18 protein-coding genes are annotated in these 22,958 nt (G+C 69.4%); 7 read left to right on the forward strand and 11 right to left on the reverse strand.

All coding sequences use genetic code 11. From position 1 onward, the window contains the following. Nucleotides 1-26: 26 nt before the first annotated feature. The 9 genes from BLV57_RS09075 to BLV57_RS09115 all read right to left on the reverse strand — a co-directional run bounded on the left by BLV57_RS09075 (nt 27) and on the right by BLV57_RS09115 (nt 15,493). On the reverse strand, nt 27-2,033 hold the full coding sequence (locus BLV57_RS09075; RefSeq protein ID WP_143047019.1) for an AbfB domain-containing protein: 2,007 nt from the start codon (nt 2,031-2,033) through the stop codon (nt 27-29). Nucleotides 2,034-2,124: 91 nt separating this feature from the next. Beyond that, the gene (locus BLV57_RS09080; protein ID WP_091288203.1) at nt 2,125-2,634 is read right to left on the reverse strand and encodes a hypothetical protein; all 510 of its coding nucleotides are present in this window, start codon (nt 2,632-2,634) and stop codon (nt 2,125-2,127) included. After that, nucleotides 2,635-6,351 (reverse strand): ALF repeat-containing protein, encoded by a 3,717-nt coding sequence (locus BLV57_RS09085; RefSeq protein WP_091288204.1) that lies wholly within the window; start codon nt 6,349-6,351, stop codon nt 2,635-2,637. Beyond that, nucleotides 6,348-7,406: a hypothetical protein gene (locus BLV57_RS09090; protein ID WP_245757233.1), complete on the reverse strand. Its 1,059-nt coding sequence runs from the start codon at nt 7,404-7,406 to the stop codon at nt 6,348-6,350. The genes BLV57_RS09085 and BLV57_RS09090 overlap by 4 nt, the downstream gene beginning before the upstream one ends. 60 nt (nt 7,407-7,466) lie before the next feature. Then, entirely contained in the window at nt 7,467-7,724 is a 258-nt protein-coding gene (locus BLV57_RS09095) for a hypothetical protein (protein WP_091288205.1), read from the reverse strand. A 69-nt stretch (nt 7,725-7,793) separates the two neighbouring features. Continuing rightward, nucleotides 7,794-11,222, reverse strand: a complete 3,429-nt coding sequence (locus tag BLV57_RS09100) for a hypothetical protein (RefSeq protein WP_143047020.1) — start codon at nt 11,220-11,222, stop codon at nt 7,794-7,796. A 76-nt stretch (nt 11,223-11,298) separates the two neighbouring features. Beyond that, the gene (locus BLV57_RS09105; RefSeq protein ID WP_091288207.1) at nt 11,299-13,464 is read right to left on the reverse strand and encodes an AbfB domain-containing protein; all 2,166 of its coding nucleotides are present in this window, start codon (nt 13,462-13,464) and stop codon (nt 11,299-11,301) included. 242 nt (nt 13,465-13,706) lie between these two features. Then, nucleotides 13,707-14,720, reverse strand: a complete 1,014-nt coding sequence (locus BLV57_RS09110) for a hypothetical protein (protein ID WP_245757234.1) — start codon at nt 14,718-14,720, stop codon at nt 13,707-13,709. 227 nt (nt 14,721-14,947) lie between these two features. After that, nucleotides 14,948-15,493 (reverse strand): C39 family peptidase, encoded by a 546-nt coding sequence (locus BLV57_RS09115; RefSeq protein ID WP_425425985.1) that lies wholly within the window; start codon nt 15,491-15,493, stop codon nt 14,948-14,950. Between the two features lie 283 nt (nt 15,494-15,776). Here BLV57_RS09115 and BLV57_RS09120 point away from each other — a divergent pair, with 283 nt between their 5' ends. Genes BLV57_RS09120 through BLV57_RS09135 form a run of 4 tightly spaced genes read left to right on the forward strand, consistent with a single transcriptional unit; the run spans nt 15,777 to nt 18,854 of the window. After that, on the forward strand, nt 15,777-16,340 hold the full coding sequence (locus tag BLV57_RS09120) for an RNA polymerase sigma factor (protein ID WP_091288210.1): 564 nt from the start codon (nt 15,777-15,779) through the stop codon (nt 16,338-16,340). Further along, on the forward strand, nt 16,333-17,193 hold the full coding sequence (locus BLV57_RS09125) for a hypothetical protein (RefSeq protein ID WP_091288211.1): 861 nt from the start codon (nt 16,333-16,335) through the stop codon (nt 17,191-17,193). The genes BLV57_RS09120 and BLV57_RS09125 overlap by 8 nt, the downstream gene beginning before the upstream one ends. 31 nt (nt 17,194-17,224) lie before the next feature. Continuing rightward, nucleotides 17,225-17,848 (forward strand): RNA polymerase sigma factor, encoded by a 624-nt coding sequence (locus tag BLV57_RS09130; protein ID WP_091288212.1) that lies wholly within the window; start codon nt 17,225-17,227, stop codon nt 17,846-17,848. Beyond that, a complete protein-coding gene (locus tag BLV57_RS09135) occupies nt 17,841-18,854 on the forward strand; it encodes a hypothetical protein (RefSeq protein WP_091288213.1) in 1,014 nt (337 codons plus the stop codon). Before BLV57_RS09130 ends, BLV57_RS09135 begins: the two co-directional genes overlap by 8 nt. Nucleotides 18,855-18,873: 19 nt before the next feature. Here BLV57_RS09135 and radA read toward each other — a convergent pair whose 3' ends face one another. Both radA and BLV57_RS09145 read right to left on the reverse strand, forming a co-directional pair. After that, the gene (gene radA, locus BLV57_RS09140) at nt 18,874-20,244 is read right to left on the reverse strand and encodes a DNA repair protein RadA (protein WP_091288214.1); all 1,371 of its coding nucleotides are present in this window, start codon (nt 20,242-20,244) and stop codon (nt 18,874-18,876) included. Between the two features lie 35 nt (nt 20,245-20,279). Next, complete coding sequence (locus BLV57_RS09145) at nt 20,280-20,984, reverse strand: copper chaperone PCu(A)C domain-containing protein (RefSeq protein ID WP_091288215.1); 705 nt, start codon at nt 20,982-20,984, stop codon at nt 20,280-20,282. Between the two features lie 299 nt (nt 20,985-21,283). Between BLV57_RS09145 and BLV57_RS09150 the strand changes: the two genes are divergently transcribed. From BLV57_RS09150 to ispF, 3 genes are read left to right on the forward strand one after another with little or no spacing between them, the layout of a single operon-like run. Continuing rightward, a complete protein-coding gene (locus tag BLV57_RS09150) occupies nt 21,284-21,775 on the forward strand; it encodes a CarD family transcriptional regulator (protein ID WP_004559016.1) in 492 nt (163 codons plus the stop codon). Between the two features lie 43 nt (nt 21,776-21,818). Further along, complete coding sequence (locus BLV57_RS09155; protein WP_091288216.1) at nt 21,819-22,436, forward strand: IspD/TarI family cytidylyltransferase; 618 nt, start codon at nt 21,819-21,821, stop codon at nt 22,434-22,436. After that, complete coding sequence (gene ispF / locus BLV57_RS09160; protein WP_091288217.1) at nt 22,433-22,897, forward strand: 2-C-methyl-D-erythritol 2,4-cyclodiphosphate synthase; 465 nt, start codon at nt 22,433-22,435, stop codon at nt 22,895-22,897. The genes BLV57_RS09155 and ispF overlap by 4 nt, the downstream gene beginning before the upstream one ends. Nucleotides 22,898-22,958: the final 61 nt, after the last annotated feature.

The following is a 22,958-nucleotide window of genomic DNA, read 5'->3' on the forward strand; positions in this document are numbered from 1 at the left end:
CGCTCAGTCTGTGAAATATGCCGCCGTTACGCTTTCGAGCAGGCGACCTTGACGTCGAGAACCTTGCCCGTGGTCGAGTTCCAGCTGATCGAGCCGTGCTGGAAGTTGACACACCGGCCGCCGGGAACATCGATGAGGTCGGTGGTCGGATAACCCAGGTACGAGGTTTCCGACTTCAGGGCCACCCACCGGGTTTTGATCGCGCCATAGATCATGTGCGCACCAGTGGCCGAGGTCCAGTAAATGGAACCACCGCCCGCGAAGTGGTTGTAGCGCCCGATCTTGTCGGGTGTGCCCAGTTCATCGGTGGTCGGCGCGCCGTAGAAATCGTGCGCGAGCCCGTTCGCCGCCTTGTACTTGGCGAGAATGTTGCCTTCCATTTCCTTGACACCGGCCGCCGCTGACCAAGTCAGCCTGCCTTTTTGGTAGTCACGGTAACGCAGGGCTCCGTCGATCTGCTCCTCGGCGACCGGGGCACCGACCCGGTTACGGATCGGCAGATCGTTCAGGTAGCGGCGGTAGATCGCGGTGCTGACCGGGTTTTCGCCGTTGACCCACCAGAACCGGTCGGTGTCGAAGTTGGCCGCCGCGTCGAACGGGTGCGCGCCACTGTTGTTCGCGGCCCAGAGCTGGCCGCTGTATTGCCGCAGGAACCGGCCCTTCTGCGACTTCGACTCGAGTGAGACACCACCGGCGAACGGTGCCGGCTTGGTGCACCAGGTGGCGTCATTCTGGAACTGGGTGGAGCCGTCACTGGGCGCGATGTTCACCTTGAAGTTGAGCTGCCGCAGGTAAGAACCCGGCTTGATGACGGATTCGAGCGAGAAGCAGTTGATGTCCGCGAGGCCTGGCACGACCTTCCAGGTCGCGTCCGCGCCATCACCGGGCTCGGGATTCACGTGCCCGAAGCCGATGACCGCCTGCGCGCCCGCGGTGCCCCGGATGTACGAAAGGCGCGTGCCGACGGTCTCCGCCTGGAACGACTGGCGCAGAGCCGCGTCCTCGAACTGACCGCGCCGCAGGAAAAGGTCGATGTCGTCAGGGGTGCCCGCCAGCGCGCGGTCGGCCAGCACGACGAGCGCGGGGTGCATGCCGCCTGCCGCGGACTTGGTCCGGAGTTCCTGCAGCCGCCGCTTGTCCACGTCCTGCTTCTTCTGCAGCGCGATCGCGGTGTCACGCTTGTTGGCCTCGTAGATCCCGGTGTCGATGAACGTCTTCCAGTCCGCCGGGGCCGGGCTGCGCAGCGCACGTTCGGCTTCCGCAGCGACCTCGGTGCCCGGCGTGGCCCGGTTCCAGATCTCGCGGATGAAGTTGTCGTCGGAGAGCACCAGCAGGCTCTCGGTGGCGACGATGCCCAGCACGGCCGCCGCGCGGGACTTCGCGTCCCTGGCAGCCAGTCGCGCCTTCTCGGCCTCGGTGGCTTCCTTGTCCGCGTCGATCTTGTCCTGCTGATCCTGCGCGTGCGCCGCGACGATCCCGTTGAGCAAGAACTCCTTCTGCTCGGCTTCAGAAGCACCGAACGCGACAAGAGCCGCCGCCTTCACCTTCGGCCCGGTGGCACGGTCCCACAGCGCGTAGACGAAATCCTTGTAACTCTGGATAAGCAACTCGGGCTCGACGGCGATCCCGATCGTCGCGGCCGCATGCTGCTTGAGCTCACGCGCGGCACGCGCCACCTCGGCGTCACGCTGCTCCTGGACGTCGTCACGCAACTTCGCCTCGTGGATCTCCGTCTTGATCCACTGCGTGCACTCGAAGTCGGAGCCCGCGAACGCGAGCTCGGCCGACGCGCGCACCTCGGCACCGGTCGCCTGCCGCCACAACGCGATCACGAAGTTACGGTCGCTCAAAATCAGCAGGTCATCACCCGCCACGATGCCCAGTGCCGCAGCCGCACGGACCTTGTCCTCCATTGTGGACTCAGGCGCGGCTTGCACGGCGGCCGAAGCAGCCGGGGTCGTTGGAGCGGCGGACGCGGCCTGCGCCGGCGCGCCGAGCAATCCCGCCGCCAAAGCGACAGCGGTCGCCGTCACTACGATACCGTTCTTTCTCATTACGCCTCACAAGCCTTCACAATGAAGTTGACCGAAATTAGAGATTCACAAATCAGGAAAGCCATCCTGATCAGCTGTCCTGGTTTTTGCGCCAGGAAAGATGAATCGACCAGACATCGCCGACCGAGGTGCCGCCGACACCTGGATCGTCCACTTGGGCGACCACATGGACTCTGGCATTGGTCGAAGCCGACAAGAACTGATCATGGTAGGTACTCCCGCCGTCGTTGGCGCTTTCGAGCCGGCCTCCCATGCGCGCGACCGCGGCATCGACCCCGGCGAATCCGACCGGGCTGCCGAATTCGCCGAATTCGGCGCGGACCGGGGCGGGCACGACAGCTTCCACGCCCCGGTCCAGCCGATGCACCTGGATGCCGACGCCGAAGCACCGCCAGATTCCCCGCACGCGCTGGAACGAGACCTCGACCAGCCCGAAATCACGACGCATGAGTCCTTTTCGGACATCATCGACGTAATTCACGCCAAGCCGATCCTCCCAGTCCTCGGGCAGGGAATCCTGCCCGAGGCCCATCACCGTGCCGTCGACGACGGCGCGTGCGTAGAAATCCAGGTCGGTCACCTACATCTTCTCCAATGCCTTGATCAGGAAGTTCATTTCCGCCGCACGGTTCTTGTCCATTCCCCATTCGCCGGAGTTCATCTTCTCCATGGCGGACCTGGTCTTGGCGATCAAGTCGGCACGCAACTTGGGGTTGTTCTTGATCGCGGCCACGACGGCGGCGATCTCCTTGTCCGTGGCCAGCCCTGCCTGCACCGAAATGCTGGCACCACCGATGCTGCCGGTGTTGTCGGGGAAGATCCGAACCTCCCTGCCGTTCTCCAGGTTGATGTGCGCGCCCTTGGTGCCCCAATCCTGGTCGACAGGTGAGACGTGTTTGATCCGGCAAGCGGCCGCGGCCTGTGCCGCCATCCCTCTCGCCGCCGCGGTCGGCACACAGGCGTTCTTGAAGATCCCGGCGAGATCACGCGCCTTCTCGAGGAACTTGCTGCCGGCGGTCGACGCTTCGAGGAACTTCGTCAGCCCGCCGACGACTTTCGCGACCGCCGCACTGACCTTGGGCAGCTTGGCGACCAGCAGGAACAGCGATCCGACGTTGATCACGGTCCACAGACAGGCCGCGACATCGCCCTCACCGAAACACTTCTTGGCGTCGGTGACCCCGAGCACGTCGAGCAGCACCTCGCCGCCGACCTCGATGATGTAGTCGATGACGCTCTTTTTGGCGTCCGCATAGGACTTCCGATACTCGTCGAGAAGCTCCTGCCCACCCCATTCCAAGATCGCCTGTTCTTCTTCGGCGCTGAGACCTGGGCCGGCATCACCCGAGCCTGCCTGCTGGCGTCGCCTCTCCTCGTCAGCCTTGCGTGCCGCTTCTTCCGCACGATCAGCGGCCTTGCCTGCGTCGATCGCGCTGTTCATCGCGTTCTTCGCCGCCTCCGCGGCCGCGTCGGCGTGCTTCTGTGCGCTCGTCGCGGCTGCCTCGGCCGCGACAGCGTCGGCTTCCGCACGATCGGCCGCTCCTCGGGCCGCTGCCGCATCCGCCTCGGCCTGTGTGGCCGCGGATCGAGCGGCGGCCGCGTCGTGCTCGGCCGCCGAAGCCGCACGCCCGGCGATGGCCGCGTCGTTGTTCGCGGCGTTGGCCGCCTTGCGGGCGAGTATCGCGTCCTGGCGAGCCTGGGCATCCGCCTGATTCGCCCTGGCAGCCGCTGACCGGGCCGCCGCGCCGTCGGCAGCCGCTTCAGCCGCCGCCTTCTGCGCCTCGGCAGCGGACTTGGCCGCATCCGCCGACGAACGGGCAGCCGCTGCGGCCGCGTCGTAAGCGGGCTTGACCTCGGCTGCCGCACGCGCGGCCGCTTCACCTGCCAGGCGGGCTGCTTCGACAGCCTCATTGGCCCGCTGCTGCGCCGCCGCGGCCTGCTCGGCACCGACCGATCGAGCCTGGTTCGCCACCAGTATCACGAAGTCGGCGTCGATGTCCGAGCCGCTGAACGGCGCGACCACGGCGACGGCGGTGTTGGCCGGATCCGTGATCGCTTGCGACGACATCCGCGCGGCCGAGGCGGCTTGAACAGCCAGGCTCGCTTGGGTCGCGGCGGAAACAGCCTCCGCCGATGCCGCTTCCGACTCGGCCTTCGTACGTTCGGCCGACTGCAAAGCCAGCACAGCCTCGGACGCCGCACGTTCGGCGAGCGAAACCGCGTTGCGAGCCGCTTCCGCCGCTTGGGCCTCGCTGAAAGTCGCGTCCGCGGCGGCCGCGTTCGACCGTTCCGCCGCAGCGTGCGTCGCCGCGGCTTCGGCTTCGGCCTTGTTCGCGGCCGCGTTGGCCCTGGCGGCTGCCGCCTGCGCTTGGTCGGCCGCGGCACGAGCACGTGCTGCCGCCCTGGTCGCCTCGGTCGCCGCGGCACGCGCGCCGGCCGCCGCGCCGGTCGCGTTGTTCGCCGCACCCCGCGCCGCGCCGGCCGCGCCCCTGGCGGTGTTGGCATCAGTGCGAGCTTGTACCGCGGCGTCGCGGGCAGCGCCTTCGTACTCGGTGCCCCGGCCTGCAGCGGCTGCGGCTTCCAGCGCGGCTGCGCGGGCTTCGGCCGCTCGCTGGTCACGCTCGGCTTGATAAGCACGGTCACGCGCCTGGGCGGCGTTGCGTTCTTCGTTGCGCGCGCCGGTCTCGGCGCCTGCCGCGATGCCGTCCTGTGCCTCAGCGCTCTGGCGGGCGCGGGCCGCGATGCCTGCCTGGAACTCCGCTTCGCCGCGGGCCGCTCGCGCGACGGCCGCCTGCTGTTCCGCTCGCCCGCGGGCCGCTGCCGCGTTCGCGCGCTCCCGCTCCGCGACCGCTCGCGCCGCCGCCGCGTTCGCGGCTTCGCGCTCCGCGGTGATGCGGGCGTTCCGCGTCCGCTCCGCTGCCGCCCACGCCTGCGCTTCGGCGGCTTCCGCCGCCTGACGCGCGGCCTTCGTCCGCGCCGCCGCGTCCTTCGCGGCGTCGGCCTGTACCTTCGCGGCCTCCGCGAGCTGAGCCGCCGCGCGGGCATGCTCCTCCGCGTGGAGGCGCCACTTGTGCGCTTCGGCGGCGTGCCGTTCGGCTTCTTCCTGGGCGTTGCGGGCCTGGTCGGTGAAGGCGGTCGCGTCGATCGCGTTGGACGCGGTCTCCGACGCGGACACCGCCGCCTGGGCGGCGTTGGCCATGCCGTACGCCATCTGCGCCCACTGCGTGCCGTACGGCAACCCGGTCTCGACCAGCACGTTCGCCTGGACCTGCGCCTGCGCCGACGCCTGCTGGGCGTCCGTCGCGGCCTGACGTGAGTAACCGAGCTGGCGCGCGACCTCGGCCTTCACGCCGTTGAACGCGTCAAGCGGGTGCTGGCCACCGGCCTTGTTCGCCGCCAAGATCTGCGCGGCCTTCCGCGCCTCGTTGCCGGCCAGCACCAAAGCGTTCGACGAACGCTGCAACGCGCGGACACCGTTTCCGTGCGCTATCAGCAAAAGCCGGCGAGCCTCATTGGCACGAGCCGACCGCTTCGCGAGATCCGAGACGGCCTCGGCGGCCTTCTGGCGCTCCTCTTCGTCCTTGAGGAACTGCTCGCGCGCGTCGGCGTCCTTCTTGGCCGCGACGAGGTAGCCGGTCGCCAGGAACTGCTCGATCGCCTGGTCACCCGCGTTCAGCGCGAGCTGGGCCGCCTTCTTGACCTCCGGGCCCGCGACACCGGCCAGCAGCTGGACCCTGGCGCGGTTCTGGTCGGCGCGATCACGCGCGGACTGGGTGGTCGCCGCGTCACGTTGTTCCGAGATTCCCTTGCCGTAGGCCAGGAACTGCGCGCGGTCGCTGTCGGTGCCCGCGAGCACCCGGTCGACTTCGGCCTTCAGGTACGGACCGCCGGTGCCGCGCAACGGCTCGATCGCCGCGCGGTCTTGGCGTGCCTGCTCGGCCTTGCGGGCGGCGGCCTTGGCCTTCGCCTCGTTCAGGCCGGTGTCGAGGAAAGCCATGATGGCGGCCTGGCCGCCGGCCAGCGCGGCCTTCGCGGCATCGCGGACCTCGGCGTCCTCGGCCAGTTCGGCGTTGTCCGCGACGAGCTGGCGGAGTCTCGGGTCGCCGACGTTCGGGACGCCCGCCTTGCCGTCCCACTCCTTGTACGGGTCCGGCGGCATCGGCCGGGGCGCCGCCGGGTCGGCGTCCGCCACCACCGCGGCGCGGACCGGCGACGGCACGGCCGCGGCAGGCTGGATCAGCCCCGCGAAGACCGTGAAGGTCAGCGAAGCGAGTAGGGCTCTTCGGACGATGCTCATCGCGCGACCCTCTGCTCTCCCTCGAGTGCCTGCTGCAACATGGCGTTCCAGTACCTCGCCTGGTCGGCGGCGAAGGCGCGCTCGCCGTCCCATTCGGACTGGTTGGCGGTGGCCGGATCGACCATGGCCGCCCAGTTCGGGCCGGTCGCCGCACGGGCGGCTTCGGCGATCGCGGCCCAGGTGGACGCCTGGCGCGCGGTGAAGTCCTGCGCGTCGCTCCAGGAGGTCCGGCCCGGCTCTGTCTGCTTGCCGACGGCCTGCCACGCGCGCACGGCGGCTGCCTTGGCCTGCTCCTTCGCCTCTTCGGAAGCGTCTTGCGCCGCCTTCTCCGCGGCCTGCGCCTCGACGATCAGCCTGGTGAGCGTGGCGCGCCAGCGCATGTCGTTGTCGGCGGCGGTCTGGCGGAAGGTCTCCAGGTCGAGCCGGGCGCCGAACGCCCAGCCCGAGGCGTAGAAGTCGACGATGTCGGCGTCGGTCGCGCCCGCGCGCACCGCGTAGGACGCGCTCACCCGCACCTGCGCGCCCGGGTCGTTCACCGCGAGCTGGCGGACGAACGCGCGGTCGGCCTCGGCCAGCGCCTGCGCCTGCTGTCCCTGTGCGACCCGGAAAGCGCTGTCACGCTGTTTCGCCGCGGCGAAACCGCCATTGGCGAACCGCTCGCGGTCCGCGTCGTCACGGCTGTTGACCGCGTACTGCGCGGCCGCGTGCACCTCGGGCGAGAACTCGGCGGTGAAGGTGGCCAGCACGCGCTTCGCGAAGTCCGCGTTGCGGGCCTTGCGCTGGGCGGCCAGGTTGACGGCGTAGTCGTAACCGGTGTCCAGGAACTGCGCGATCGCGGCGTCCGGCGCGCTGGACAGCAACGCCTGCCACGCTCCGATCCGGACGGTCGAGCGCGGATCCCGCCTGGCGAGATACTGGACGAAAATCTTGTCGGACGAGTCTTCCTGAACACTCACGCCGGTCGCGGCGAGCACCGAAGGCGGAGCGGCGACGACGCCGATCCCGGTGCACACCAGCGAAAGGCAGACAGCACTGAGCACAATGCGCGTGCGCATCACAGATCTCCTGCTTCCCCAGCGAGGTCCCACGCGGGAACCTCGGAACGACTTGAAAAGTCAGTGGCGTCCGGCACGCGCGCGGCCGAGCACGCCGATGACCACACCGGTCACGACGGCCAGCAGCGTGCCCACGGCGAGCGCGGGCCAGCGGCCGTACTGCCAGGCGATCCCCAGATACGCCACGGCGAAGACCCCCAGGCCGGCGAACGGGACGACGTGACGCAGCGGCGAGGTGCCGAACCGTTCGGCCGCGTACACGACGAGCGCGTACGCGACGATCCAGCTCAGCAAGCCGAGCACGTCGACCCAAAGCACAGCGAGGATCCCCCTTGTCCGGAAAATCCGGTGTGGTCGCAGTCTAGCGCGACCACACCGGATTTTGAATCAGCGATGTGTGTGAATGTTCTCGCCGAGCGCGATGCTGAAATCGTGCCACTTGGAATCGGCGGCGTACTCGTTCAGCCAGTCAGGGGCTGCCGGGTCATTCACCTTACCGGTCACCTGCACCACGAGCATTCCTTGACTGTTCTGGAAGAACCGGAATTCCACCACCGAGCCGGCGCCGTCGAAATGACCGTCCTGCGCGATGAAGTAGAAGCCCTGCCATTTCCCGTTGACCAGCGGCAGGTCATAGGCCCTGACCGGCGCGTCCTGGCAGATGAAGCCGAGGTACGGCAGGCAGGCCGACAGCTGGATCTGCTCGCCGGGTGCCGGATAGTGGGCCGGTGCCCCGTCGATCGGGAAACTGCAGTTGAAGCAGCGCATGAGTTCCCGCCGGACATCCTCCGCCGTCGTGTAGTACAGCGGCAGGTTGTCCTTCGTCTCGACCAGGTGTCCCACGGTGTAGAGCTCGCGGATATTGCTTCCGGGTTGCCCCGCCTTGCGCCGTTCTTCCTCCGCCCGTTCGATTTCCGCGCGGGCTCGGGCCTCAGCGTCATCCGCCTGCTTCTGCGCGTCCCTCGCCGAAGCGAGCGCGTTCTTCGCCGCTTCGGCCGCGCCTTCGGCGTGCCGCTGCGCGCTGTCCGCCGCGGCGGTCGCCGCCGCCGCTTCGGATTCGGCACGGCTGGCCGCGCCCTGTGCCGCTGCCGCGTCGGCCGCGGCGGCGTTGGCCGCGGAACGGGCGATGGACGCGTCCCGCGTCGCGGCGGCGGCGTTGCGGCCCGCGATGGCCGCGTCGTTGTTCGCCGCGTTGGCCGCGCGGCGAGCCAGGATGGCGTCCTGGCGTGCCTGCGCGTCGGCCTGGCCCGCACGGGACGAAGCCGCCCTGGCCGCGGCGCCGTCCACCGCGGCCTCGGCAGCAGACTGCTGGGCGTCCGCCGCAGCCCTGGCCGCGTCGGCCGAGGACTTGGCCGCCGCGGCCGCCGCCTCGAAAGCGGGCTTGACCTCGGCGGCGGCGCGTGCGGCCGCGTCGGCAGCCGCCTTCGCCGCGGCCAATGCCTCGTCGGCACGCTGCCTGGCGGCCGCCGCCTGCTCGGCGCCGACGGCGGTGGCCTGGTTGGCCACCCGCGTCACGAAGTCGGCGCCGATGTCCTCATTCGTGTAAGGCGCGACGATGACGATCGCGGTGTTGGCCGGATCGGTGATCGCCTGCGAGGACGCCTTCGCCGCCGAAGCCGCCTGAACGGCCAGACTCGCCTGCGTGGCGGCGGAAACGGCTTCAGTCGACGCCGCGTCGGCCTCGGCCTTGGTCCGTTCGGCCGCCTGAAGTGATTGCAGCGCCTCGGAAGCCGCCTGTTCGGCCAGCGCGGTCGCGGAGCGCGCCGCTTCGGCAGCCTGGGTCTCGTTCGCGGTCGCGTCAGCCGCCGCGGCCTCCGCTTCCATGGCCGCGCGATGCGTCGCCGCGGCTTCCGCCTCGGCCACCCGCGCGGCCTGGTTCGCCCTCGCGGCCGCCGCCGCGGCCGCCGCTGCCGCCGCACGGGCCCGAGCCGCGGCCCGGCCCGCCTCGGTGGCAGCCGAGCGAGCGCCCGCCGCCGCACCACTGGCGACGTTGGCCGCGTTGCGTGCCGCGCCGGCCGCGTTGTTCGCCGCACCCGCGTCGGACCTGGCACGGTTCGCCGCGTCCTGCGCCGCACGCTCGTTCGCGGTGCCACGCGCCGACGCCGCGAGTGATTCCAGCGACCTGGCCCTGGCTTCCTTCGCGTCGTTCTGGTGGTTCGCCACCGCGGCCGCGTTACGCGCGTTGGCCGCGTTCTGCTCTTCGCGCCTGGCGTTGGTCTCGGCCTGCGCCGAGATCGCGTCCTGCTGGTCGGCGCTCTGCCTGGCCGCCGTCGCGATCGAGGCCTGGTAGTCCGCCTGGCCACGCGCGGCATGCGCGACGGCCGCCTGCTGCTGCGCCCGTGCCCGGGCCGCCGCCGCCACCGCGCGCTGCTGCTCCGCCACACGGCGAGCCGCCGCGGCCTTCGCCGCTTCGTTCTCGGCCACGATCCGCGCGTTGCGGGTGCGTTCGGCGGCAGCCCAAGCACGCGCTTCGGCGGCTTCGGCGGCCTGGCGCGCTGCCTTGGTACGAGCGGCCGCGTCCCTCGCCGCGTCGGCCTGAACCCTGGCGGCTTCGGCGATCTTGGCCGCGGCGCGGGCGTGCTCCTCGGCGTGCTCGCGCCACTTCACCGCCTCGGCCGCGTGCCGCTCGGCCTCCTCCTGCGCGTTGCGCGCCGCGTCGGTGAACGCGGTCGCGTCGATGGCGTGCGACGCCGTCTCGGCGGCGAGCTGCGCGGCGCGACCGGCCTCGGCCATGCCCTGCGCCATGGTCGCCCACTGCACGCCGTAGGTCAGCCCGGTGTCGACGAGGATGTCGGCCTGCACCTTCGCCTGCGCGGAAGCCTGCTGCGCGTCGGCCGCGGCCTGCTGCGCGTACCCGAGCTGCCGGGCGACCTCGGCCTTCACGCCATTGAACGCGTCGGCCGGGTGCTGCCCGCCCGCCTTGTTCGCCGCCAGGATCTGCGCGGCCTTGCGCGCCTCGTTCCCCGCCAGCACCAAGGCGTTCGACGAACGCTGCAGCGCGCGAATCCCGTTGCCGTGCGCGATCATCAGCTGACGCCGTGCCTCGGCGGCCCGCGCGGCCTTCTTGGCCAGCTCGGACAGTTGCTCCGCGGCTTTCTGCCGTTCTTCTTCGTCCTTGAGGAACTGCTCGCGCGCGTCAGCGTCCTTCTTGGCCGCGACGAGATACCCGTTCGCGAGGAAGTCCGCGATCGCGCCGTCGCCGGCGGCGAGCGCGGCCTGCGCCGCCTTCTTCACCTCGGGGCCCGCGACGCCGACGAGCATCTCGACCCGCGAGCGGTTCTGCGCGGCGAGATCGGCGATCCCCTGCGTCACCTGCGCGTCACGCTGCTCGGCGATCTGCTTGCCGTACAACAGGAACTGCGCGCGGTCGGTGTCCGTTCCGGCGAGCACCCTGTCCACTTCGGACCGCAGGTACGGCCCGCCGGTGCCACGCAGCGGCTCGATCTTGGCCCGGTCCTGGCGTGCCTGCTCGGCCTTGCGGGCGGCCGCCTTCTGCTTGGCGATGTCCAAGCCGGTGTCGAGGAAGTCCATGATGGCCTGACGGCCACCTGCCAGCGCCGCGGCAGCCGCTTCCCTGACTTCGATGTCGTCGGCCAGCTCCGCGTTGTCCGCGACGATCTGGCGGAACCTCGGGTCGCCGAGATCCGGCAAACCCGTTGAGCCGTCCCAGATCGGGGTCGGCTGCGGTCCGGGATCGTCGGCTGGCGCGGCGGCGAGCGCGGGCACCGCCGCTGCCGCCGCGGGCTGCACGATCCCGCCTAGTAGTGCGAAGGCCAGCGAGGCCATCACGATTCTTCGTAACGGTCTGAAGCTCATTACGCCCCCAGGCGTGGAAAAGGGGACCCGGTGCCCGGTTCGCCGAGCACCGGGTCCCCTCGTTCAATGGGTGAGGTTAGACGCGGTAGTCCCACGTACGGCCACCGTTGGCCGGATCGTGGTCGATATTGCCGAACTGGAAGGTGCTGCGGCGCAGGGTGCCGGCAGGCGACTCGTCCGTGGTCGGGAACCCGAGGTACGAGTTCTCCCAGCCGAGCTTCTGCCAGTGGTCACGGATGGCGCCGTAGACCATGTGCGCGCCGGTGGACTGGCTCCAGTAGATCGAGAGGCCGTTCTCGAAGTGCTGGAACGCACCCGGCTTGTTCGGCGTGCCCCACGAGTCGTCGATCGGCAGCCTGGCCTTGTAGCCGAGCGAAGCCTTGTACTTCTCGAGGATCGGGCCCCAGACGTACTTGGCGCCCGTCGCCTGGCTCCAGTAGGTGGTCGCGTTGGCGAACTCACGGAACCGGACCGGGCCGTCGACCACCTCGCCCGCCTTCGGGTTGCCCACGAAGCTGCGGAACGCGTCGTCGTTGTACCAGCGCAGCATGATCGGCGTGGTGATGTTCGGGTCGGGGTCGACCACGTTCCACGTGGCGTCGGCCTTGTAGACGTCGAGGTTGCCGTCCCACCAGTTCGCGCCGCTGTCGTTCGCGGCCCAGAGCGAGCCGTTGATGTGGCGCAGGAAACGGCCGGGCAGCGCCTTCGACTCCAGCGTCACGCCGGAACCGGTCAGGCCCGCCTTCGGGCACCAGGTGGCGTCGTTCTTGAACTGGTCGCTGCCATCGCTGGCGTGCAGCTTGACGCGCATGTCCTGCTGGCGCAGGTAGCTGCCGACGTGCCCGGACGACTCGAACGAGAAGCAGGCCGGGTCGGCGAGGCCGGAGACGACCTTCCAGGTGGCGGCGCCGAGCTTGCCCTCACCGGCGGTCGCGCTGGGCGTGCCGGGGGTGATCCAGGCGTCGCCGCCGTCGGAACGGACGAACCAGCCCTTGACGGTCGGGGTGGTGGTCATCAGCGCCTGCTCGAGGGTGTTGTACTGGCCCTCGCCGAGGAACTTGGTGACGTCGGCCGGGGTGCCGGCCAGCGCGGCGTTGGCGGCGGCGACCAGACGCGGGCGCAGCCTGCTCTGCTCTGCCTTCGCCTTGATCTCGCGCACCTTCTGGCGATCGGCTTCCTCGCGGGCTGCCTTCTCACGGGCGGCGTCGCGCTTGTCGGCGTCGTAGATGCCGGTGTCGATGAACGCCTTCCACACGGCAGGGTCGGTGCTGCGCAGCGCTGCGTTGGCGGCGTTGAGGATCTCGACGTGCCGCGGCTGGGCCAGTTCCTGAGTGGTCAGAAGCTGGCGGATGAAGTTGTCGTCCGACAGGTCGGTCCACGCGTCCGGCGCGGTCACCGCGAGCACCGCGGCGGCGTTCTTCTTCGCCAGCTTCGCGGCGAGGATGCGGGCCTTCTCGGCGTCCTCCTGCTTCGCCTTCTCGATGGCGTCGCGCTGGTCTTCGAGGTGGAGGCTGTAGATGGTGGTGGTGATGAACGTCTTCCACGCGGTGGCGTCGCCGCCCCACGCGTCACCGGCGCCCGCCTTGACCTTGGGGCCGGTCGAGCGGCGCCACACCTGGTAGACGAAGTTCTGGTCGGTGCCGTCGATCATCGCGGCGTCGGCCGTAATCCCGACCCACGCGGCGGCCTTCTGGCGCGCCTCCCTCGCCAGCCGCGCCTCTTCCTGGCGGTCGGCGTAGGCGATGCGGTCACGGCCCGCGAAGTCGAAGACGCCCGTGCGGATGAACGCGGTCGCGTCCGGCGCGTCCGAGTGGTCGACCACGATGCGGTAGACGCGGTACGCCTCGGCCTTGGTGAGCGGGAACTTGTCGGCGTTGATCTTGTCGTAGACCTTGAACACGAAGTTCTTGTCGGTCAGCATCAGCCACTCATCGGTGGCCTCACCGACCTCGATCTCCCGTACGGCCTTGACCTTCTCGACGTCCGAGGACTCGGCGAGCGCGGTGGCCTTGGCGTCCGGCGCCTCCTGCGGCACCGCGGGAGCCAGCGACTTCGGCTTGGCGCCCAGCGACCCGGCAGCCGGCGGCGCGGGCGTCGGCGCTTGTGCTTGCGCTTCTGGAGCGGGTGCCGCTGGTGCCGCGTACGCGGTCACCGGCCCGAGCACCCCGGCCAGCGCGACGGCCGCGGTGGTCACCGCGATACCGCGGGCGAACCCCTTGCGGTGGATCAGTGTTCTTCGCATATCCCCAGTTACCTCTTCTTAGGTGGAGAGCAGGGGAACCCAAGAACCCCCTGCCCAGCAACAAAAACCCAGAGCCCTGGCCCGCTTGGCCCCAAAGCCACTTCCGGGGCATCCCAGACCCCGAAAGTGGCTTTCGGCAGGTCCCATGCCCCGAAAGCCACTTTCGTCAGATGCGACCTGCCGAAAGCGACTTTCGGGCCATCACATCTGACCAACGCCCCTTTCGGGGTTCGCTGCGAGCGTTAGCTCTGCTTGACGCGCTGCTCGCCGTCGCGCGCCTGCTGGAGCAGGGCGTTCCAGTAGGCGGCCTGCTGCGCGGCCGTCGACTGCTCCGCCTGCCAGGCCGTCTCCGAGGCGGTGGCCGGGTCGATGATCGCCGTCCAGTTCGGCCCCTGCGCCGCCTGGGCCGCGAGGAGCACGGCGTGCCAGTTCTCGGCCTGCTTGCGCGCGAAGTCCTCGGCCTCGCCCCAGCCGGAACGCGCGGGCGCCGTCTGCTCGCCCACTTGCTGCCACGCACGCGCGGCCTGCGCCTTGGCCTGCTCCTTCGCCTCGGCGGACGCGTCGCGCGCGGCCTTCTCGGCGGCCTCGGCGTCGGCGATCAGCCGGGTGATGGTGTCACGCCAGCGCATGTTGTTGTCCGCGCCGCGCAGCCGGAAGACGTCCAGGTCGAGCCGGGCGCCGTTGGCCCAGCCGTACGCGAAGAACTCGACCAGGTCGTCGTCGGTCGCGCCCTGCCGGGTGGCGACCTGCGCGGAGAGCCGGACCTGCTCACCAGGGTCGTTGGCGGCCAGCAGGCCGACGAACTGGCGGTCACGGTCGACCAGCGCCTGCTTCTGCGCGCCGACGGTGTCGCGATAGGCGCGGTCCCGCGACTTGGCCGCCTCATATCCGCTGCGCACGAATGTCTCACGCGCCGAATCCGACGCGGTGAGCAGGCGTTGAGCCTCGTTATGCACCTCTGGCGAATATTCGGCCGTGGTGGTTTCGTAAACCCTTCGGACGAAATCGAGATTACGGGCATTGCGTTGTTGTGCCCGGCTCACCGCGAAGTCGTATCCGGTGGCCAGGAATTCGACGATGGCCGCGTCCGGGTCCGAGCTCACCAAGGCGTTCCAGGCCGAGGTCCTTACCGAACTATAGGGGTGGGCCTTGGCCAGATAGCGCACCCAGTACCAGTCATCGGAATGTTGTTCAGCCGCCGTACCAGCGGTAACGGCGGTCTCGGTCGAATATGCGAGCGCCGGCGTGACAGCCACACCGGACACGATCGCGGTTACGCACGCAGCGCACAGCAAGGCGCGTCTTAACACAGGAAGCCCCCAGTAGCCACCAGCGCCGGAACCTGCCCCAATGAGATTCCGGTCAAGTGCAAGGTAGCCAGTTAACACACTGGTTGGCAACCATGTGAAATGTATCTGACAAAAGATCACGCTTGGTCACTGCGCCAACCGGGTGGCGGCGGGCGAACCCGCCGCCACCGGGCTTACGCCGAATAGCCCTTCGGCGGAATAAGCGTCGCCAATTGATTGAACGTCAGCCAGTAAATCTTGTTCCCGCCGAAATTGGCGGGGTCGGCGATTTTGACGGTCATGTCGGAGCTGTCATAGCCGATGACCGTGAAGTAATGGTAGATCGTGTAGTTCGGGTAGCCCGGCGGGTGGTTGTTCGCGGGCGCGACGATGTTCGCGACGAGTGCCCAGCCGTTGTTGATGTCGAGCGTGATATCACGCCAGAGCAGGTCCCGCTGCGCCTGCGTCGGCGGGTCGTTCGGCATCTCTTTCGTTTCGTAGTAAGAGGTTCCGAGGTCGCGGTTCAGCACACCGGTGACCTGGCCGATCCAGTCGGTACCATTGGTTGTGGTGCCGAGTTGCGAGGCGAGCGTGCCCTGCGAAGGCGGATTCGAGGTTTTCGCGGACAGCGCGATCCTGGTCGCGGCCGGCCCGCACCAGTAACCGGTCTCCTGTACTTGATATTGAATGTTGAGCACGGCCGACGCGTGGATCCCGTCCACCTTCGCGGGCGGCGCCATGGCCTTCACGAAATCGGGAGCTTCGACGACGATCTTCGTATCCCGGTTGCCGGCGCTGGACAGGCCCGGCAGCCCTAGCAGGCCGGAGAGGGCGATGACGAGCACCGCCGCGATTCTGACGCGACCCATTGGTTGTCCTTCCCCAGAAGTGACAGTTGTTGGTTACCGTCGAACAAGGGAATGATCAGGGCAAGATCTCACCCTACGGTTCCGAATCACCTGACCGGCCCACGACGAAGGTATGGCCCGGAACGCTCGCGACCCGAGCGGTTAACAGACAGGCATGACCATGACGGGCGTCGGCATACTCACCGAGGACGTGCTGACGGCACTCTACGAGGCGCACGCCAGACCGCTGCACCGGTACCTGGCCCGCAGGCTCGACCCCGCCACGGCCGACGACCTGGTCGCCGAGACGTTTCTGCAGGCCTGGCGCCAGCGCGCGAGGTACAACGCCACGCGCGGCACCGCACGCGCGTGGCTCTACGGGATCGCGACCAACCTCCTGCGCAACCACACGCGCGGCGAAGTCCGCGGCCTGCGCGCGCTGGCCCGCGAGCACGCCCGAAGCGTGCAAGGCGATCCGCCGGACGCACTGGCCGCCGCCAGAGTCGACGCGGCCAACGCCGCCAACCGGCTCGCGGGCGCACTCGCGGGTTTGCGCACCGAGGAGCGCGACGTGCTGATGCTCATCGCACTCGCCGACTTCACGCCCGCTGAGGCCGCCGAAGCGCTCGGCATCAACGTCACGACGGCACGGACTCGCCTGCACCGGGCCCGCCACACCCTTCGCGAGGCGTTGTCGGACTCGCTTTCGCTGTTTTCCGAGGAGCCCCCTGATGCCTGATCCCGTCGAGATCGCGGTCGACGCCTTATTACCCGAGCCGCCGGAGATGTCGGAGCGCGCTTACGCGGACGGGCTCGCCCGGCTCCGCGCCGCCACGTCCGGCCGGCTCGTCACGACATCTCCGGCAGCCGTCCGGCCGATCCCCCGGCGCCGGTTGCTGCCACTGGCGGCGGCCGCCGCCGCGGTGGCCGCGGTCGGGACAGCGGTCGTCCTTTCGAGGGGGAATGACGGCCGCGTCCCGATCGCCCACTTCACCGACCTGAAGCTGCGGCCAGGGCAGTACCTGCATGTCCACGTCGAAGCCTTTACCGCGACCACCCACCAGATCACCGAACTGTGGGTACCCGCCGACCGGCACGACGAATGGCAGCGAATCGTGCGAACGGAGCCCGCCGACCACGGGGACGGCACCGCGGTCGGCGCCGACGGCTTCTTCGGCCAGTTCGATCCGCTGCTGCTCGACGGGATATCCAGGCAACGGGCCCTCGACTCGCTGCCCCGCGATCCCCGGGAGATCCTGGTCTACCTGCAGGGATTCAAGCACGGATCGGCGAGCCCCGTCGGAAAGATCGCCACTCTGTTGACGGCACCCGCACCCGCCGACGCCCGGCACGCGCTCTGCGAGCTGATGGCGATGATCCCAGGGACCATCATCGACGAGAACGGCTGGAGCGCGGGGCACCGAGCAGTCGCCTTCACGAACGTCATGACCCCGAACAACCAGATCACGGTGTATCTGTCGCCCGAGAACGGGCAAGTGGTCGGCTTGGCGGGCGATGTCGGCCCCGGCGGGCGCTACAGCTCTCAGACCTACACCTACGCGGTGGTCGACGGCATGGGAATCCGTCCGTGAACGCTTGAGGCCGCATCGGCCAATACGCTGCATGCAGGTGATCACCGCAGCGCACGACCCGGCCGAGCCGGTGCCCGGCCCCGACCGCCCCGACCTGGGCGGACCGGACCCGGCACCGGCTTTCAGCCTGCTCTTCGACAGTCACGCCGGGAAACTGCACCGCTACCTCACGCGCCGAGTCGGGCCCGAGACCGCGCATGATCTCGTCGCCGAGACGTTCCTCGTCGCGCTGCGGCGGCGGGACTCTTATCAGCCGGAGCTCGGTACCGCGCGCTCGTGGCTGTACGGGATCGCGACGAATCTGCTGCGGCAGCATCTGCGGACCGAGGTGCGCGGGCTCACCGCGACCGCGCGGCTCGCGAATGCCAGCGAGACCGTGATCGCCGGGCATGACGGCCGGGTCAGTGAGCAGGTCGACGCTCAGGTCAAAGCCTCGCAGCTGGCCGGTGCGCTCGCGGACCTGAACCCGGCCGACCGGGATGTGCTGCTGCTCGTCTCGTGGGCGGGGCTCGAACCGTCCGAAGTGGCCGAAGCGCTCGGTTTACCGCCTGGCACGGTGAGATCACGACTACATCGGATCAGGCGGAGACTGCGGGTTCAGGCTCCACGGGTACACAAAGGACAGTCCACTGAGGAAGGATCGAGTCATGTCTGACGCCAGCCTGCACCAGGTCTGGTCCGAGACCGAACTCGACGACGCGCTCGACGCGTTGCACGCCGATGCCCCTTCGGCCGACCTCAGCGCGGCGCGCGCGACGCTGCTGCGGGCCGCAGGCGCCGCACCCGCCGAGCGGGTGCCCGACGCGAAGCCTCGGCGGACGTGGGCCTGGGTCGCGGCGGCCGCGGCCGTCGTGGTGCTCGCCGGCGGGATCGTGACGGTGTCGAACCTCCCCGGCGAACCAGCGCGCGAACCGTCGCTGCTGGAGCTGGGCTCGACCGGCGTGGTCAAACCCGACGCCCCGCTCAAGCCGGGCGAGTTCCGCTTCCTTTACGAGCAGCGGTGGGGTTCGCCGGTGTACGGCCAGCGCTACGAGACCACCATCGAACTGTGGCTCCCCGACGTGCCGGGCCAGGAGTGGCTGCGCCGCGAAACCTCCACCGGGCGGACGCTGCCCTACCCCGGGCCGGACAGCGCCACCGCGAACGCCAAGCCCGCCGACGGGCCGCCGGAGGTCACCGAGAAATACGCCCCGCTCGATGGTGGCCCCGGCAGCTTCACCAACCCGACCCCCGCGTTCCTGGCGTCCTTGCGGCAGGACCCGACCTGGCTCTACGAGCAGATCCAGGCGTGGTTCGGCAAGGTGAAGCCGCGGCCGGAAACCGACATCGACGTCTTCACCTTCCGGACCATCGTCGACCTGCTGACCTCGGGCAGGCTGCGAGCGGACCACCGGATGCTCTTCGCGCGGACGCTGAGCCTGGTGCCCGGCTTCGTGACCAGGACCGAAAACGACCGGACCACGTACATCTTCGAGCGCGGGAACGAGCGGACCAAGGTGGTGCTCCAGACCAGCACCGGGCTGCCACTCTCACAGAGCATCACCACCGTCTACGACGCGGACGGCTACAAGGCGGGCACCCCGCTGCGGGAGTCCTACTACAAGACCATGATCCTCGAGCGGCCGCCGATTCCCACGACGACCACCACCAAACCGGGATAAAGCCCGCTTTATCCCGGTTTCAGCGCGCGTGGTTGGCGGCGTTCAGCGCGCTCGCGACGTCGCCGACCTCCAGCACGCGGATGCCGTCGGGGAGCTTGCCCGAATCCGGCGGCACCAGCGCGTGCGTGAAGCCGAGCCTGGCGGCCTCGGCGAGACGCCTGCCGACGTTCGGCACGCGCCGGACCTCGCCTGCCAGCCCGACCTCGCCGACCACGACCAGGCGCGGCGAGATCGGCACGTCCTGGACCGAGGACGTCAGCGCGAGCACCACCGCGAGGTCGATCGCGGGCTCGGTGATCTTCATGCCGCCGACGGTGGCCGTGTAGACGTCCTTGTCGCCCATCTTGACGCCGCCGCGCTTCTCCAGCACCGCGAGCACCATCGACACCCGTGACGCGTCCAGCCCGCTCACCGCGCGGCGCGGCTGCGGCATCGACGTGGACGAGACGAGCGCCTGCACCTCGCCGAGCAGCGGGCGCTTTCCCTCGACCGTCACGGTGATCGCCGTGCCGGACACCGGCTCCGAGGTCCGGTTCATGAACAGCCCCGACGGGTCGGCCACGCCGACGATGCCGTCCTCGCGCAGCTCGAAGCAGCCGATCTCGTCGGCGGCGCCGAAGCGGTTCTTCACCCCGCGCACGAGGCGCAGCGTCGAATGCTTGTCACCCTCGAACTGGAGCACCACGTCGACGAGGTGCTCCAGTATTCGCGGACCGGCGACGGAGCCGTCCTTCGTCACGTGGCCGACCAGGATCACCGGCAGCCCGCGCTCCTTGGCGACCGCGACCAGCCCGGCGGTGACCGCGCGGACCTGGGTGACGCCACCCGGCGCGCCGTCGACCTGCGGCGAGGCCATGGTCTGCACCGAGTCGACGATCAGCACGCCCGGCTTGACCGCGTCGACATGCCCGAGCACGGCCGAGAGATCGCTTTCCGCCGCCAGGTACATCCCCGCGTTGATGTTGCCGGTGCGCTCGGCTCGCAGCCGCACCTGACCGGCCGACTCCTCGCCGGTGACGTACAGCGAAGGCCCGAAGTCACCGCCGCGCACCGCCCACTGGTAGGCGACCTCGAGCAGCAAAGTCGACTTGCCGACACCGGGCTCGCCCGCCAGCAGCACGACCGCGCCGGGCACCAGCCCGCCACCGAGCACCCGGTCGAGCTCGGACACCCCGGTCTCCCGCGCCCGCGCCGCCTCGATGTCGACCTCGGCGATCGGGCGGGCAGGGGTGTTGGGCAGGCTGAGTCCCAGCCTGGCTACCGCGGGCTTGGTGTCGCTCCGCTCCTCGAGGGTGCCCCACGCCTGGCATTCCGGGCAGCGTCCCAGCCACTTGGCCGCTTCGTACCCGCACTCGCCGCAGCGATAGGAGACCGTGCTCTTTTTGACCACCAGCGCAGGCTAACGACCCGCACCGACAAAAACGGTCAGTGACCCTCGGCCGGCTTCGACTCCGGCCCCTTGGGGGCTTCGGTGCGATCGTGGGGCGCGGGCGCCAGCGGCACGTCCAGCGTGACGGTGCCCGACAGCTTGAACGTGAAGGTGACCTTCAGCGTCATGCCCGGCCACAGCGGCGACTTCAGCTTCGGCAGCGTCACGGTCGCCTCACCCGGCTTCGCGGGCGCGGACGGCGGCGCGGTGGTGGTGGCCGGCGTGCTCTCCGCGGAGGACGAGGAGGTGGCGGGCGACGACTTGCCGGTCGAGGTCGGCGTCGTGGTGGGCGCGGACGACGAGGTGGCCGTCGGGGTCGCGGACACGGCGGGCGGCTCGATCGAGACGTCCGGCGCGGCGACGACGAGCGCGTGGCCCGCGACGATGACCTTCGAGCCGCCGATCACGCCGGGGCCGGTCGCGTCAGAGGCGACCGCGACGAGCTCGTCGTCGGCGGAGCCGTTGTTGACGATGGTGGCGTTCAGCGGCACGGACGCGTCCTTGGCGTAGGCGCCCGCCTTCGGGAACTGGAACGCGACGTTGCGCAGCGAGAGCTTGCCAGCCTCGCCGTGCGTCCCGTTGACCGCCGGCTGCTGGCTGTCGGTCTGGGTGAGCTGGCCCGCTCCGCACCCGCCCAGCACCAGCGCCGCGCCAAGAGCAAGCGCGGACACGCCGAACACGCGGCGATTCTGCAGCCTCACGTCAGAGTCCTTCCGATCTCAACGCCTGAATCACCGCGAAGACTAGCCGGGCGCCCCGCGCCGCGCGGAACCCGGTGCTCGTTCGAGCGAAGATCCACTGGCGGACAACGATGTCCACAATGGATTCGCCAGGTCGCGCCGAACCGTTCGCCGCCACCTGCATGAGCATGGTGATTACGGGCTTGTCAACCCCGGGCGGACTGCCAACAGGCCGCTGACCTGCGACGACGGATGCGGGTCGCTAGGTGCCCCCTGGCACCCCGTGATAGGATAGGGGTAGCGAAAGGGGCAGAGGACACATGGTTTTCAAGGTCGGAGAGACCGTCGTCTACCCGCACCACGGTGCCGCACTCATCGAAGCCATCGAAACCCGCGTGATCAAGGGCGAGGAAAAGAAGTACCTCGTCCTCAAAGTCGCGCAAGGGGATCTTACGGTTCGTGTGCCCGCTGACAACGCCGAGATCGTCGGCGTACGTGACGTGGTCGGGCAAGAAGGACTAGACAAGGTTTTCGACGTACTGCGCGCTCCCCACACCGAAGAGCCCACCAACTGGTCTCGTCGGTACAAGGCCAACCTCGAGAAGCTCGCCTCCGGCGATGTGAACAAGGTGGCCGAAGTGGTGCGAGACCTCTGGCGGCGAGAGAAGGACCGCGGTTTGTCAGCAGGCGAGAAGCGCATGCTGGCGAAGGCGCGGCAGATCCTGGTCAGTGAACTCGCTCTCGCTGAGGGCACCGACGAGGACAAGGCTGAAGTCCTCCTCGACGAAGTTCTGGAAACCGCGACAGTCTAAGGCCGCATGAGCATCCAGTAGCTCATGGCTACGATCGCGCACAATGAACACCACTGTCGCGATTGTCGACGCTGTCGCTCATGTCACCGGTGAAACGGATGTGCTTTCACCGGTCCATGGTGAACCTATTTTGACGCACGCCGTGCGCGGGCTGCTCGACTCCGGATACGTGGATTCGGTCGTCGTGGCAGCCCCAGCACGGCGTGTAGTCATGTTCGGGGACGCTTTGTCAGGTCTCGGCTGCCGGGTGGTGCCCGGCTCCGTGCCCGAAGCGATCGAACCGGGCCATGACGTTTATCTCGTGCACGATCCGCTGCGCGCGTTCACGCCGCCGTCGGTGATCCAGGCGGTCGCCGCCGCCGTCGGCCCCGAGAGCCCGGTCGCGGTCCCCGTGTTGCCGATGTCCGACACCGTCAAGGCGGTCGGCGCGTCGAATGTGATTATCAGCACCTTGGACCGCACGCTGCTCCGAACAGCCCAGACACCGGCCGGATTCACCGAGGCGGCACTGCGCGCGGCCTACGCGACAGGCATGCTCGTGCTCCCCGCCGGCGCGAGGACCGTGCCAGGCCACCCCGACGCGATGCGCGTCGCCACCCCCTTCGAACTCCGCCTGGCCGAAGCGCTGCTGGCTGCGGAAAGTCAGGAGAAAACGCTATGAGGATCGGCCAAGGCGTCGACGTCCACCCGATCGAAGCCGGACGGGACTGCTGGATCGCGGGACTGCTCTGGGAGGGCGTCGACGGCTGCGCCGGGCACTCCGACGGCGACGTCGCCTCACACGCGCTGTGCGACGCGCTGCTGTCCGCCGCGGGCCTCGGTGACCTGGGCGCGGTGTTCGGCACCGCCGACCCGCGCTGGGCGGGCGCGCACGGCGCGGTGCTGCTCGCCGAGGTCCGCCGCCGCGTCGAAGCGGACGGTTGGCGGCTGGGCAACGCGACCGTTCAGGTGATCGGCAATGCTCCGCGCATCGGAAAACGCCGGGACGAGGCCCAGCGGGTCCTCAGCGAGGCGGCGGGCGGGCCGGTCAGCGTCGCGGGCACCACGACCGACGGACTCGGGCTCACCGGGCGCGGTGAGGGAATCGCGGCCATCGCCTCCGCGCTGCTGCTGCGTTCTTGATCAACGATTGGCCGATTTTTGTCCGAAATAGGGGGCAGTGTTCGGGGGTGTTGGTTGGCTA

Origin of the sequence: Amycolatopsis xylanica, from assembly GCF_900107045.1 — a bacterium.
In the GTDB taxonomy this organism is placed as follows: Bacteria; Actinomycetota; Actinomycetes; order Mycobacteriales; family Pseudonocardiaceae; genus Amycolatopsis; species Amycolatopsis xylanica.

What these genes read in the sequence shown, in the direction of transcription:
- BLV57_RS09085 (WP_091288204.1), bottom strand. Translation starts at nt 6,351, where the DNA reads ATGAGCATCGTCCGAAGAGCCCTACTCGCTTCGCTGACCTTCACGGTC.
- BLV57_RS09090 (WP_245757233.1), bottom strand. Translation starts at nt 7,406, where the DNA reads ATGCGCACGCGCATTGTGCTCAGTGCTGTCTGCCTTTCGCTGGTGTGC.
- BLV57_RS09100 (WP_143047020.1), bottom strand. Translation starts at nt 11,222, where the DNA reads ATGAGCTTCAGACCGTTACGAAGAATCGTGATGGCCTCGCTGGCCTTC.
- BLV57_RS09105 (WP_091288207.1), bottom strand. Translation starts at nt 13,464, where the DNA reads ATGCGAAGAACACTGATCCACCGCAAGGGGTTCGCCCGCGGTATCGCG.
- BLV57_RS09115 (WP_425425985.1), bottom strand. Translation starts at nt 15,493, where the DNA reads ATGGCGCCGCCCGCGAAGGTGGACGGGATCCACGCGTCGGCCGTGCTC.
- BLV57_RS09120 (WP_091288210.1), top strand. Translation starts at nt 15,777, where the DNA reads ATGACCATGACGGGCGTCGGCATACTCACCGAGGACGTGCTGACGGCA.
- BLV57_RS09125 (WP_091288211.1), top strand. Translation starts at nt 16,333, where the DNA reads ATGCCTGATCCCGTCGAGATCGCGGTCGACGCCTTATTACCCGAGCCG.
- BLV57_RS09130 (WP_091288212.1), top strand. Translation starts at nt 17,225, where the DNA reads ATGCAGGTGATCACCGCAGCGCACGACCCGGCCGAGCCGGTGCCCGGC.
- BLV57_RS09135 (WP_091288213.1), top strand. Translation starts at nt 17,841, where the DNA reads ATGTCTGACGCCAGCCTGCACCAGGTCTGGTCCGAGACCGAACTCGAC.
- BLV57_RS09150 (WP_004559016.1), top strand. Translation starts at nt 21,284, where the DNA reads ATGGTTTTCAAGGTCGGAGAGACCGTCGTCTACCCGCACCACGGTGCC.
- BLV57_RS09155 (WP_091288216.1), top strand. Translation starts at nt 21,819, where the DNA reads ATGAACACCACTGTCGCGATTGTCGACGCTGTCGCTCATGTCACCGGT.
- ispF (WP_091288217.1), top strand. Translation starts at nt 22,433, where the DNA reads ATGAGGATCGGCCAAGGCGTCGACGTCCACCCGATCGAAGCCGGACGG.